Origin of the sequence: Ameyamaea chiangmaiensis (assembly GCF_013376175.1) — a bacterium.
Taxonomy (GTDB): Bacteria; Pseudomonadota; Alphaproteobacteria; order Acetobacterales; family Acetobacteraceae; genus Ameyamaea; species Ameyamaea chiangmaiensis.
The window spans coordinates 42,661-55,883 of record NZ_JABXXR010000007.1 but is presented as its reverse complement, the minus strand read 5'-3'; the positions used below and the strand labels follow the sequence as shown (position 1 = coordinate 55,883).

Genomic DNA, 13,223 nt, shown 5'->3' with positions numbered 1-13,223 from the left:
GCCCGCGCCAGCCGCAGCACGTCCGGGGCGGGCACGGCGGACAAGCAAGCCGCCCGTGCCCACATCCTGCGCCTGACCGAAAGCCTCAACCGCATGGATCTCGACCTGCGCACCACCCGAGCGCAGGCCGCCGAACTCAGCAGCCGCCTGATCGCGACCCAGAAGGCACGGACCGAAACGCAGGCCGAGCTGGTGGCCATGCGCTCCACGCTGACCACGCGGCGGCTGACGGTCGCGATCATGGCCCTGGTCGTCGGGACCGTGGTCGGTATCGCGGGCAGCGAATTCTGGCACGCGCTCGTCCTGTCCGCGCCCACCTCCAACGCCCAATTCCTGCACGGATGATCCCCGGCCGATAGTCCCCCAAGACCCGCGCCGGACATCATCTCTCCCCCGGCGCCCCCGAAATGGAGTAGAGCATCCTTCCATGTCCGATTCCTCCCCCTTCACCGCGCCATCCCTGGCACCCGCTCTCGCACGCGCCCTGCACGACCTGCTCGGGCCGTCGGGCATCCTGACGGACGCCGGCGATGTCGCCCCGTTCACCACCGACTGGCGATCTCTTTATCAGGGGCAATGCGCGGCCGTCCTGCGCCCGGCCGACACGGCCCAACTCGCCGCGATCGTCTCCCTGTGCGGGCAGCATGCCGTGCCGATCGTTCCGCAGGGCGGCAACACCAGCATGGTCGGCGGCGCCACGCCCGATGCGTCCGGACGTGCGGTGGTGGTGTGCCTGTCGCGCATGAACCGCATCCGCGAGATCGACCCCCATGACCTCACGATGGTGGTGGAGGCCGGCGTGACGCTCAAGGCCGCGCAGGACGCCGCGCGGGAGGCTGGCATGATGCTGCCACTGTCCATCTCGTCGGAAGGCTCGGCCCAGATCGGCGGCGTGATCGCCACCAACGCGGGCGGTAACAACACCGTGCGCTATGGCAATGCGCGCGAGCTTCTGGTCGGGCTCGAAGCGGTCATGCCCGACGGGCAAGTCTTCAACGGCCTGCGCCGCCTGCGCAAGGACAACACGGGCTATGCCCTGCGCCAGCTGCTCGCCGGTTCGGAAGGCACGCTGGGTATCCTGTCCACCGTGATCCTCCAGCTCCAGCCACAGCCACGCTCGCGCGAGATCGCGCTATGCGCGGTGGCCGACGCGCAGGCCGCCCTTGCACTGTTCGGCGCTTTCCGCGCGCAGGACCCGGCCGCGATCCAGGCGTTCGAGTACATGTCCGGCACGGGCATGGCGATGGTGACCGACCTGATCGAAGGGGCGACGCTGCCTCTGGCGGAACCCGCCCCTGCCTATGTGCTGGTCGAACTGGCCAGTGCGCGCGCGGACGACACCATTCGCACGCTCATGGAAAGCGTTCTGGGCGACGCGCTGGAGAGCGGAACCGTTCTCGACGCCGTGATGGCCGAGAGCGAAAGCCAGAGTGCCGCCCTGTGGCGCCTGCGCGAGGAACACGCCGAGGCCCAGCGTCGCGCCGGCGCGAGCGTCAAGAACGACGTCTCGGTCCCGGTTTCGCGTGTGCCGGCCCTGATCGAACGCGCGACCGTTGCGTGCGAGGCCCTGATCCCCGGCATCCGCGTGGCGCCGTTCGGACATCTGGGCGACGGCAACATCCACTTCAACCTGGTCCAGCCCGAAGGCATGGACCCGGTGGCATTCCTGGCGCGCGACCACGAGATCATGGACAGCGTCTGCGCCATCGTGCGCGACCTGGACGGATCCTTCTCCGCCGAACACGGCGTGGGGCAGCTCAAGACCTACATGATGCCCGAATGGCGCGGGGGCGCGGAACTCGAGACGATGCGCCGCATCAAGCAGGCCCTCGACCCGCGCAACATCATGAACCCGGGAAAGATCTTTCCCGCGCAGCCCACCTGACTCGCCCAATGGCCGACATCCCCGGGACCGATCGCTGGCCGGCCGCCGTGGCACGTCTGCGCGCGGCCTGCCGCCTGACGCTGCTCGACCGCTATACGCTCCGCCAGCTCCTGCTTGGCCTTGTGGCCACGACCGGGGGGGCTGCGGCGCTGATCTGGCTTACGCAATCGCTGCGGTTTATCTCGCTGGTGGTCGAACGCGGCCTGTCCCTGCGAGTGTTCATCGAACTGACCAGCCTGCTGATGCCGTCGTTCATCGCGGTGATCCTGCCGATCACGACCTTTCTGGTCGTGCTGTTCGGCTATCAGCGCCTGTCGGGCGACCGGGAACTGACCGTGATGCGCGCAGCCGGGCTGTCGCAGTTCTCGCTGGCGCGGGCGGGCCTGATGTGCGCGCTGATCGCCACGGCCACGTGCTTTCTACTCAATCTCTGGATCGTGCCGAAATCCTATCATTCCTTCCGGAAATACGAATTCCAGATCCGCAACAAGATGGCGGCCTTCCTGTTACAGGAAGGCGTCTTTGCCCAGTTGTCGCCCACTATGACCGTCTATGTCCGCCAGCGCGACCGGGATGGCACCCTGCACGGCATCCTGGTCGAGGACGACCGCACGCCCCAGAGCCATGCGACGATCCTGGCCGAGCACGGCGCGCTCGTGGTCCTGAACGACCAGCCCCGCGTCATTCTGTACAACGGCACGCGTGAGGAAATCGACCGCAAGACCGGTCGCCTGAACATGCTGAGTTTTGCCCAGAACACGATGGATCTGGCGTCCAGCCACGGGGATGAGCAGCGCTTCCGCGACATCTCCGAAATGTCTCTTCACGAGCTGTTTCACCCCACAGGCGAAATGAACACGAACGCCCATGGCAAGATGGCAGTGGAAGGATGGCGCCGGCTGACCGCGCCCCTGACGGCATTCTCGTTCGCCATGATCGGCCTTCTGGCGATCCTGCGCGGCGTGTTCTCGCGGCACGGATCAATCACGCGGCCCCTGCTAGCGATCTTCGCGGTCGTGGGACTGCTGGCGGCGAACCTGATGATCCAGAATTTCGCGGGCCGCGATCTCGGACTTGTGCCGCTGATCTGGCTCGTATCGCTCGCACCGGGGCTGGTGTGCGCGGCCATCATGTTCACCGACGAGCTGCGCGATCACATCGCCGCCCGCAAGCTCGGCGCGGCCATGCGACCGACGGCTGAAGAAGACGCGGCATGAGCGTCTCGATCACCCTGTCGTTCTATGTGGCCCGACAATTCACCGCGATGGTTTTGTCCATGATCGCGGCGCTGACCGGCCTCGTGTCGCTGTTCGACTTCATCGACCTCCTGCGCCGCGTGGCGACCAAGCCCAACGTGCCCACATCGGTTGTCCTTGAAATCGCCGGGCTGCACGTGCCGTTCTTTGTCATGGATATCCTGCCGTTCGGCGTCCTGCTGGGTGGGATCGTCTGTTTCTGGCGCCTGACCCGATCGTCCGAACTGATCGTCGCCCGCGCGGCGGGGATCTCGGCGTGGCAGTTCCTGGCCGCCCCGCTGGCCTGCGCCATCCTGATCGGCACGCTGGCCACCGGCGCGCTCTCTCCCCTGTCCTCAATGATGTATCGGCGCGCGGAAGTGCTCGACCAGACCTATCTCAGCACAGGGGGGGGCAAGCTGACGCTGAACGGTGGCGATCTGTGGCTGCGCCAGATCGATACCGGCCTGGTGCCGCACGGTGTCGCCATTCTCCACGCACGCGCCATTCACATGCAGGGCCGCGTGCGCCTCGAGCTTCAGGCCATCAGCATTTTTCGTCTCGACGACCGCGACCGGCTTCTGGTGCGGGTGGAGGCACCGTCGGGCTGGCTGGGCGACGGCGCATGGATACTGGTCGATGCCAGCACGATCCTGCCCGATCATCTGCCGCGACCGGCCGGGCGTATCTCGCTGCCCACCGACCTCACACTCTCACGGGTGGAGGAAAGCTTCGCGTCGCCCGATACCCTGTCCGTCTGGGCGCTGCCGGGCTTTATCCGGCTGCTCGATCGGTCCGGCTTCTCGTCCCTCCGGCATCGGCTGCATTTCCAGACGCTGCTCGCCCTTCCGATCCTGGCCGGTACGATGGCGCTTGTCTCGGCGGGGTTTTCCATGCGACCCACTAGGCGCGGGGGAGTCGCCCGCATGATAGGCTCGGGTGTCGCAGCGGGGTTCGCACTGTTCAGTATCTCTAAAATTGCCGAACAGTTCGGCGAGTCCGGGGCACTACCGACCGTTATGGCCGCATGGGCACCGACCTGCGCGGGGCTGTGTCTGGCTGTCTCTCTCCTGCTGCATCTCGAGGACGGCTGATGACGACGCACCCAGAGGTCGGCGCCACGCTTCCGCTGCCCGGCCGACGCTATCTTCTTCTCGCCGCAGGCCTGTTCGGCACATCGACGCTGGCAGCCGTCGCCCTGTCGCCACACGCGCTGGCCCAGCAACGGCCCAGCAGCGGGCCGACGCTGCACGTCGATACCGGGCGCAAGACCACCGGCGCCGACCCGGTTACGTTCCTTGCCGATCGCACGGAGTATGACGACAAACGCGGTCTGGTGACCTGGAGCGGCAACGTCCAGATCTGGCAGGGCGATCAGGTTCTGCGCGCCGACACCGTGACCTATAATCGCGACACCGGTGTCGCCGCCGCGCGCGGACACGTCGCGATCGTCGAGCCCGACGGAAGCGTGCTGTTCTCGAACTACGCCGAATTGAGCAACGGCATGAAGGACGGGATCATGACGCGGTATTTCGCGTCCATGAACGACAACGCCAAACTGGCGGCCAGTGGCGCGCGCCGCACCAACGGCCAGCTCAACGACATGAGCCACGCGGTCTATACCGCCTGCAACATCTGCGCGCAGCACCCCGAACGGCCGCCGTTCTGGCAACTACGGGCCTATGGCGCGACGCAGGACGTGGAGCATCAGACAATCGAGTTCCGGCACGCCTGGATCGATTTCCTCGGTGTCCCGCTGGTCTATCTGCCGTGGTTCTCCATGACCGATCCGTCGGTCAAGCGGCGCAGCGGCTTTCTGACCCCCGGCATTTCGCCTCATGACCGTTATCTGGGCACCTATTTCACCCTGCCTTATTACTGGGTGATCAATGACCAGTCCGACGTGACGTTCCAGGGGCTGTTCTCCACCCGCACAGCCCCGCAGCTCAGCGCGCAGTATCGAAATCTGCTGAATTTCGGCAAGATTTCGATCATGGCCGGGGCCGCGTACGACACCCACAACCAAAGCTCCTATACCAACCTGTTCGGAACGACGACCGGCACGGCCGACGAGCACGGGTTGCAGGGATACGTTTTCGCCAAGGGCGATTTCGCCGTGTCACGCTATTGGTCGGCCGGCGCCAATATCAATCTGGCCACCTCGGCGAACTACATGCGCGACTACCGCGTGCAGGGGTACGGTCAGGAAACGCTGAACTCGAACGTCTATCTCGAGGGTCTGGGCACCGGAGGCTACGCCCGACTGGACGGCCAGTTCTATCAGGGCCTGAACCAGGGCGTCATCAACGACAGCGAGCTGCCGTGGGTGCTGCCGCGCTTCCTGTACCGCTTCAACGGGCAGCCCGATGCGTGGGGCGGCCGCTTCTCGTTCCAGACGCAGGATTTTGACGTCTACCGGTCGACCGGTGCCTCCGACCAGCGCGGCCAGCTCCAGATGAACTGGGACCGGCCGTTTCACAACAAGCTCGGCCAGCAGTGGCTGCTGACCCTGCGCTTGGACTCGATGGTCTATCGCGGCACGAACCTCGACGAGTCGCCGATCTACGTGCCCGAGGGACGTTCCCATGTCTCCGGACAGGTGCTTCCGACTGTCGCGCTGAAAATGAACTGGCCGTTCCTGCGCACCTTTGCCCGGGGCCATGGCGCACAGATCCTCGAACCCATCGCGCAGGTCATCGCAGCGCCCAACACGGGCAACAGCAATACGCGCTATCTGCCCAACGAAGACTCGCTGTCCTACGAATTCACCGACAGCACGCTGTTCTCTCTCAACCGCTACAACGGCACTGATCGTCTCGATGGCGGCATTCGCGCCAACTTCGGTGTCCACAGTAGCTGGAACTGGAATGGGCATGAGGTCGACATGCTGGTCGGCGAAAGCGTTCAGGAACATATCCAGCAGAACCGCCTGCCCTATTCGGGCCTGAACCACCATCTGTCCGATATCGTCGGTCGACTGCGGCTGGCGCCCAATCCGTTTTTGAACATGACCGTGCGCGGGCGGATCGACCCCTATACCGGCCGGATCGATTTCGGTGACGGCCTGCTCAGCGCCGGGGTCAACCACTTCCACGTGTTCGGCGGTTATGTCTACGAACCCGTGACGCCCTATTACTACTACGTCAACGACCTGCGGACGGGCACGCCGCCCTCGGTCTATTTCCAGCGCACGAACGAGGTCACGGCGGGCTTTTCCACAAACTGGCGCGAGTATCACCTGTCGGCCTACGCCCGGAGGTCTCTGTCACGCCACGAGTTCGTAGCTCTTGGCGGCGACATCGGGTACAGCAACGATTGCTTTGGCATCGACCTGCTGTATCTCAAACAATACACCTCGATCGGCGGCCAGCAGCGGAATTCCACCATTCTGTTCAATCTGACCTTCAAGACCATCGGCTCGTTCGGCGTGAAGTAATGCCGTTCCCACAAGGCGCGTGCCTGTTTTACGACACGCGCACCCGCCGATGGTTGCCCCTGTTTCAATGCTGACCCAGGCTCTGGTATGATCCCTGTCGAGATCGTCCGCACCGACCAAGAAAGACACCTTTTCATGCGCCTTTCGATGCCTGGCCTGCTTCTGACGCTGACAGCCCTTGCCGGCACTCCGGCGCTGGCGGCACCAGGCCACACCCATGCGGCCAGGACGACTGCGCCGGGCGCGCAGGCCGAGGGGGCACCCGAAGAGCAGATTATTGCCGTGATCAATAACACGCTGCTTACCCAGCGTGACGTCGACAGCCGCGGTCGCCTCTTCGCGCTGTCGACCGGCCTGCAGATGACCCCCGAACTGGTGGCGCGCCTGCGCCCGCAGATCGTGCGGCAGCTGATCGACGAGCGTCTGCGCCAGCAGGAGATGCTGTCGCGCCACATCAACATCGCGCCCGAGCAGATCGCCGCCGCCATTTCGGACATCGAGCGCCGGAACGGCATGCCGGAAAACGCGCTGCGCGATAAGCTGTCGCAGGACGGCGTGTCCCTGACGACGCTGATCGACCAGATCCGCGTCCAGATCGGCTGGACGCAGGTTCTGCGGCAGGAAGTCGGCGATCGCGGCCGCGTCACGGCACAGGAAATCGCCCAGCGCGAGGCCGCCCTCCAGCGCGAGGACGGCAAGCCGCAATACATGATCAGTGAAATCTTCATCCCGGTCGAAGATCCCCGCCACTCCGAAAGCGAGCTGGCCTTCACGCAGACGATCATCCAGGAACTGCGCAACGGGGCACCCTTTGCCATCGTCGCCGCCCAGTTCTCCCAGAGCCAGACAGCGCTGGAGGGTGGATCACTGGGCTGGGTGCAGGAAGACAACCTCGATCCGGAGGTCGTCGCGGTGGCACGCCAGATGCCGATCGGTGCGATTTCCAACCCGATCCGCGTCGCCGGCGGCTACGTCATCGCAACGCTGGAAGGCAAGCGCACGATCGGCCACCAGATGGGCACCCTCGTCACCCTGCGTCAGGCCTTCGTGCCCTTCGACACCCCCCTCAACCCGCAGGCACCGACGCCGCAGCAACGCGAAGCGCTGCAGAAAGCCGGCCAGATCGCCCAGTCCGCCCATTCGTGCGAGCAGCTGGCGGAGTTTAACCACCAGCTTGGCGAGAAGCGGCCGTCCGACCCCGGCCAACTGCAACTCGAACGGATCAATCCGCAGATGCGCGGCGTGCTGGAAGGCCTGACGCCGGGCACACCCAGCCATCCTCTGGTGTCGACGGACGGGATCGACATCCTGATGGTATGTTCGCGTCAGCAGAAGAACTTCGCCCAGCAGTCGCCCGCCGATATCGCGGACCAGCTGATGAACGAGCGTGTCGAACAGGCCTCGCGCCAGCTTGACCGCGATCTGCACCGCCGGTCGGTCATCGATGTGCGCGACAAGACCGTGCCCAACCGCGTCTGATGGCGGAGCTCAACGCGGCTCCCGTCCCAGGACCGCAGGAGAGCCTGCGCGAGACCGTCGCCCGCCACGGGCTGGATCCGCGCAAGGCGCTCGGCCAACATTTTCTGCTCGACCTGAACGTCACCACCCGCATTGCCGCCCTGGCGGGAGACCTGGCGGGACGCACGGTAGTCGAGGTCGGCCCTGGCCCGGGTGGCCTGACACGCGCCCTGCTGGCGAGCCCCACGGCGCATATCCATGCGGTGGAGATCGACCCGCGCGCCTGCGCCATCATCGCCGAACTTGCCGCCGGTTCGCCCGATCGGCTGTCGCTGGTGCAGGGCGATGCCACACGTCTTGATCTCGCCGCGCTCGGGCCGGCGCCACGTCAGGTCATTGCCAACCTGCCGTATAATGTCGGCACGCCGCTTCTGGTCGGCTGGCTGCGACAGGCGGCCGCGTGGGAAAAACTGACGTTGATGTTCCAGCTCGAAGTCGCCGAGCGCATCTGCGCCGCCCCCGACAGCGCGCATTACGGTCGTCTTGCGGTTCTGGCACAGTGGTGCGCGCGCTGCGCCATCGTGATGCGGGTACCGCCCGGTGCGTTCTCGCCCCCGCCGAAGGTCTGGTCGGCGGTCGCGCAACTGACGCCCCATGCCACCCAGCCCGTACCCGATCTTTTCCGGGCCATGGAGCGGGTCACAGCCGCCGCATTCGGCCAGCGACGCAAGATGCTGCGCGGTGCCCTCAAGGCGATCGGCGGTGAACGCCTGCTATCCGAGGCCGGGATCGATGGCAGCCGGCGCGCGGAAACACTCGAGGTCAGCGAGTTCGAGCGTCTGGCCAAGGCGCATCTCGGCGCAGGGGGCTGATCGGCCTCCGACCACGACCGCGATCGTGCGTCAGTGGTGCGGAAGGCCCATGCCGGCCTGCGTCGCCGTTCGCATCGCCCGCGACCACACGCCATCACCACCCGACCGCCACCATGATCGCACGCAGTGGCGGATCGGCACGGACGGCTGATGCATTACAGTGTGGCAACCTTGCCCCATAAGCTGCGATAGTGACGCATGACCACCATTGAAGACTGCGCCGTCGTCGGCTTCCTGTTCATCGCAGCGTTCGGTTTCCTCTATTTCGGCAAGTAGGTACGCCACCGACCGGCCGTCGCCCGGCCCATCCGGGTTGCCGGTTCCCCCGATGAAGCGTCCCGGAACGTGCGTCCCCATCCCATCGGGTCGCAGCATAGTCCCGACGGAGCATAGACCGGGGATTGGCGTGAGCATCGACAATAGATGGAACATGGTGACGCCGCGTCTGGCACAAGACGGCGCTGGTGGCGCTCCGCGCGCTGGCCATCGTCAATCCATTCTATCAGGTGGTGTCCGGCTTCTGCGGCGTGCTGCTGAACTTCGGGTCCGTGCAGCCGACGCCGCTCACTCCGGGACTTCATGGCGCCGTCCCGGTGTATCAGACGATCGTCGTGGTCTCGACACAGCCGCAAACCGTGACGTCGGAGGAACGGGCGGCCACGCACGACCTGCAGAACGTCCACACGGCAGTGTCCGTCACCTTCCCCATCAACGCGGCCGACGCACCGGATGTCTACCGTGATTTTCGACCGTTCGACAGTCCGGGATCACGAATCATCGGCCTTACGGCCTCCAACGACGTCAAGGCGGTGACCGCGAGTTATAACGCCGAGGACCAGATCACCCGCCACGATGCCGTGGACAGTCAGATCAAGGACCTCGTGGTCACGTCCCTTCTGCCTTACCCTCTGAGTATCGAGGCGGTGAACATTTCCAACCTCACGTTCTCACCGGCATACGAACCGGCATTCGAAGCCAGGCAGGTCGCGCAGCCGCAGGCGGTGCAGGCCACAGCGCAGGCCAACACGCTGGTATCGCAGTCGCTGACGCCGGTTCTGTTGCAGCAAAAGGCACTCGACCGGTGGAGCGGCACGCTGCCGGTCTATCTCAGCGCTGGGCCGCCCCGCCCTTCACCGGCAACGCACCTACCGGCCAGATGACAGCGGCGGCGAAGGACCTCCGGTAGGCCCGGACGGAGGCGTGTCATCGCCGGGGGCGTGTCGCCTTCGCTGAACATCTGGCGCCAGTCGAAGACACACCTCCGGCACACGACCGTTGTTAAAACGTCACAATTACAGCCGCACACACGCCCTTCACGGACCGTGACGTCCGTCGTGGATCTGATATATTTATGTTTTTTTTCAATGTATTGAACGTGACACCGATAACCACATAGGCTTCGCCATCCGTATGGTTTGAACGTGCAACAAAATGTGCCCATAAAGACACACTTTGCCCAAATAGCGTCAAAACACGGATTCAAGAAATACACGGCGCAATATACGACTGGTAATGACACCACAGACAACGCGTTGAATTTAAACTTCAACCGATCGAAACCGTTGATTGTGGAGACGCCGCCTTGCCCCCAGTCCTTGTGTCCTTGACAGGGTCACCGCTGACAACTCGGCAGAAGCCTGAGCGACGCACAGGCCTGCGCGGAACGCTTCTGATGGCCTCACTGCTTCCGTTCTCCGCCGTCACGCTAGCCATCGCGGCGGACGGCGCAGCGGCGGCGCAGACCACGTACCCGTCCCTGTCGGCGAACCCGAAGGCACGGACAATCAACACCAGCGTGAACGACCCGGCCCGTTCGCCGCAACCCACCGACTCCGGCGAGACGGTCATCGTCACCGGCACCCGCGAGACCGGCAAGAAAGCGCGCGACAGCGTCGCGCCCCTCGACATCATCACGTCCAGGCAACTCGCCTCGACCGGGCAGCCGAATCTTCTGCAGGCCCTGGCGCAGGTGCTGCCGTCGCTGACCATCCCCACCGGCGGCTTCGACACGGGCGCGTTGACCCGTTCCTTCAGCCTGCGCGGCCTCAGCCCGAACGAAACGCTGGTGCTGGTGGATGGCAAGCGCCGTCACACGACCGCCAATCTCTATGCCGACGGCGGCCCGCAACAGGGCTCGACCCCGGTCGATGTCAGCATGATCCCGATGTCGGCGATCGACCACGTCGAAATCCTGCGTGACGGCGCGTCCGCCCAGTATGGTTCGGACGCCGTGGCCGGCGTGGTCAACATCATCCTCAAGAAGCAGAATCACGGGTTCAACGCGCAATCGATCACCGGCATCAACGCCGATGAAGACGGTTTTCAGCAGGGCGTCGATCTCGACGGCGGCACGACCCTGGGCAATCGCGGCTACGTGCATGTCAGCGGCGAGTTCTTCCATCAGGACCACACCTATCGCAGTGCGCCGGACGCGCGCACCGGCACCACGGTCAACAAGGTCCTCGGACAGCCGGAAGAGAGCCGCGAAAGCGTCGCGATCAAGGCCGGTTATCACATCACCGACGCTATCGAAGCCTATGCGCTCGCGACCTACGCCCACCGGCATGCGGAGTCGTTCCAGAACTATCGTCTGGCCAGGTCGCTTGCGAATTATCCGGCCTATGCCGCGATTTATCCCAATGGCTATTCCCCGCTCGAAACACTCGAAGAGAACGACTGGGAAGTCACCGCCGGCCTGAGGGGTGTAGCCCTTGGGTGGAACTGGGATCTCTCCTCCGTCTATGGCCGCGATTACGACCAGATCGGCCTGAAGCAGTCCGCCAACCTGCCCCTGTCCACCGCGACCGGCCAGACCCCCACGCGTTTCCCGGACGTGCAGGGCTTCAATAACGCGCAATGGAGCAACAGCTTCGACCTCAGCCGCGCGTTTCACGTCTCCGGCTGGCCACACAGCATCAACGTCGCCGGTGGCGCGACCTACCGCTACGAGAGCTATTCCCTCGGCACAGGCGCGCCTGATACGACGATTTACGGCGGATCGGATGCCCTGGCCGGAATCAATGCCGGCAACGCCAGCAATTCCAGCCGCGACGTGGTCGGCGGCTACATCGACGTCGCCACCCACCTGACGAAAAACTGGCAGCTCGACCTGGCCGGACGGTTCGAGCACTACACCGATGTCGGCAATACCGAGACGGGAAAGGTCTCGACCCGTTACGACGCTTTCAAATGGCTCGCCTTTCGCGGCACCATCTCGAACGGCTTCCACGCGCCGACACTGGCGCAGGAACATTACAGTTCCCTGACGCTGTCCCCGACCGCCGCGCGCGGGTTGATCGCCGCCAACTCACCCGGCGCCCTCGCCAACGGCGCATCGCAACTCAAGCCGGAACGCTCGACCAACGCTACCGCCGGTATCATCCTCGAGCCGGTGCGAAAGCTGCACATCACCGCCGATGTCTACCAGATCAATCTGCGCGACCAGATCCTGCCCGGAGGCAACATCACCGGCGACCAGGCGCGCTCCGCCCTCGGGCTGAACGGCTTCACCCTGCCGGCCGGATCGGCAAGCTGGTCGGCGTCTTCGCTGTCCGCCAACTGGTTCGCCAATGTTGCCAGCACCCGCACGCAGGGGCTGGACATCACCGCGACCTACCCGACGCAGCTCGGCGATATCGGCGTCATCAACTGGGACGTCGCGATCAACCTCAACCGCACCCGCCTGTCGCACCAGACGATGAACACCGTGACCGGGACGCCCCTGCTGAACGCGCAGAGCGTGGCCTACATCACCACGGCCTATCCGCGCAGCAAGATGATCTGGGGCGGACGTTTCAGCAGCGGCCGCTGGACGGTCGGCGTGCATGAAATCCGCTACGGCCAGACGACGTCCCAACTGACCTATTATGGCGGCGCGGGCAACACCAGTTCCCTGTCCAGCACCGTCTTTCGTGAATACCGCAACGTGCCCAAATTCGTCACCAACCTGGATATTACGTACCGCGTCAGTCACGCCTGGTCCGTCACACTCGGCGCGAACAACCTGTTCGATGCCAAGCCGAGTGCGGTGCCCGACGGCAACCGTTATCTCGGCGTGCCACAATACTACATGAGCACGTCGCAGCTCGATATGAACGGCGGCTTCTACTACCTGCGCGCCAACCTGAGCCTCTGAACCCGATTCCGGCTCAGAGGTCACCCCCACAACGGCCGTCATAGCCCGTGGGGGAATACGATGCTCCTGCGTGACGCATCCCGTGGCGACCCGGTTCACCTGCCCCAGCAAAGGGAATCGTGTGCCGGCAACCCATGTATTTATGCGAGCGCTCGCCGTAAAGCGGGCCTCATCACGTAGTGCCATTCGCTCGCTCAAACAG

General features: G+C 64.7%; 9 protein-coding genes and 1 pseudogene. 9 read left to right on the top strand and 1 reads right to left on the bottom strand.

Going from position 1 to position 13,223, the window contains the following annotated elements:
* The 7 genes and pseudogenes from HUK82_RS02280 to rsmA all read left to right on the top strand — a co-directional run.
* Positions 1-345, top strand: a pseudogene (locus HUK82_RS02280) (hypothetical protein); the annotation flags it as partial.
* A gap of 82 nt (positions 346-427) precedes the next feature.
* Positions 428-1,885 (top strand): FAD-binding oxidoreductase, encoded by a 1,458-nt coding sequence (locus HUK82_RS02275; protein ID WP_176612412.1) that lies wholly within the window; start codon positions 428-430, stop codon positions 1,883-1,885.
* Positions 1,886-1,893: 8 nt separating this feature from the next.
* Positions 1,894-3,102: an LPS export ABC transporter permease LptF gene (gene lptF / locus HUK82_RS02270; protein ID WP_176612411.1), complete on the top strand. Its 1,209-nt coding sequence runs from the start codon at positions 1,894-1,896 to the stop codon at positions 3,100-3,102.
* Positions 3,099-4,214: an LPS export ABC transporter permease LptG gene (lptG, locus tag HUK82_RS02265; RefSeq protein WP_176612410.1), complete on the top strand. Its 1,116-nt coding sequence runs from the start codon at positions 3,099-3,101 to the stop codon at positions 4,212-4,214. Before lptF ends, lptG begins: the two co-directional genes overlap by 4 nt.
* On the top strand, positions 4,214-6,556 hold the full coding sequence (locus tag HUK82_RS02260) for an LPS-assembly protein LptD (protein ID WP_176612409.1): 2,343 nt from the start codon (positions 4,214-4,216) through the stop codon (positions 6,554-6,556). Before lptG ends, HUK82_RS02260 begins: the two co-directional genes overlap by 1 nt.
* A 135-nt stretch (positions 6,557-6,691) precedes the next feature.
* Entirely contained in the window at positions 6,692-8,035 is a 1,344-nt protein-coding gene (locus tag HUK82_RS02255) for a peptidylprolyl isomerase (RefSeq protein WP_176612408.1), read from the top strand.
* Positions 8,035-8,886, top strand: a complete 852-nt coding sequence (gene rsmA / locus HUK82_RS02250; RefSeq protein WP_176612407.1) for a 16S rRNA (adenine(1518)-N(6)/adenine(1519)-N(6))-dimethyltransferase RsmA — start codon at positions 8,035-8,037, stop codon at positions 8,884-8,886. Before HUK82_RS02255 ends, rsmA begins: the two co-directional genes overlap by 1 nt.
* Before the next feature lie 30 nt (positions 8,887-8,916).
* Here the strand turns inward: rsmA and HUK82_RS02245 are convergent, their stop codons facing one another.
* A complete protein-coding gene (locus HUK82_RS02245) occupies positions 8,917-9,261 on the bottom strand; it encodes a hypothetical protein (protein ID WP_176612406.1) in 345 nt (114 codons plus the stop codon).
* Between the two features lie 89 nt (positions 9,262-9,350).
* Here HUK82_RS02245 and HUK82_RS02240 point away from each other — a divergent pair, with 89 nt between their 5' ends.
* Both HUK82_RS02240 and HUK82_RS02235 read left to right on the top strand, forming a co-directional pair.
* A complete protein-coding gene (locus HUK82_RS02240) occupies positions 9,351-10,046 on the top strand; it encodes a prohibitin family protein (RefSeq protein ID WP_176612405.1) in 696 nt (231 codons plus the stop codon).
* 512 nt (positions 10,047-10,558) lie between these two features.
* Positions 10,559-13,021, top strand: a complete 2,463-nt coding sequence (locus tag HUK82_RS02235) for a TonB-dependent receptor plug domain-containing protein (protein ID WP_176612404.1) — start codon at positions 10,559-10,561, stop codon at positions 13,019-13,021.
* Positions 13,022-13,223: the final 202 nt, after the last annotated feature.

Excerpts from the sequence above, each read along its gene's own strand:
- HUK82_RS02275 (WP_176612412.1), top strand. The coding sequence starts at position 428 with ATGTCCGATTCCTCCCCCTTCACCGCGCCATCCCTGGCACCCGCTCTC.
- lptF (WP_176612411.1), top strand. The coding sequence starts at position 1,894 with ATGGCCGACATCCCCGGGACCGATCGCTGGCCGGCCGCCGTGGCACGT.
- lptG (WP_176612410.1), top strand. The coding sequence starts at position 3,099 with ATGAGCGTCTCGATCACCCTGTCGTTCTATGTGGCCCGACAATTCACC.
- HUK82_RS02260 (WP_176612409.1), top strand. The coding sequence starts at position 4,214 with ATGACGACGCACCCAGAGGTCGGCGCCACGCTTCCGCTGCCCGGCCGA.
- HUK82_RS02255 (WP_176612408.1), top strand. The coding sequence starts at position 6,692 with ATGCGCCTTTCGATGCCTGGCCTGCTTCTGACGCTGACAGCCCTTGCC.
- rsmA (WP_176612407.1), top strand. The coding sequence starts at position 8,035 with ATGGCGGAGCTCAACGCGGCTCCCGTCCCAGGACCGCAGGAGAGCCTG.
- HUK82_RS02245 (WP_176612406.1), bottom strand. The coding sequence starts at position 9,261 with ATGCTGCGACCCGATGGGATGGGGACGCACGTTCCGGGACGCTTCATC.
- HUK82_RS02235 (WP_176612404.1), top strand. The coding sequence starts at position 10,559 with ATGGCCTCACTGCTTCCGTTCTCCGCCGTCACGCTAGCCATCGCGGCG.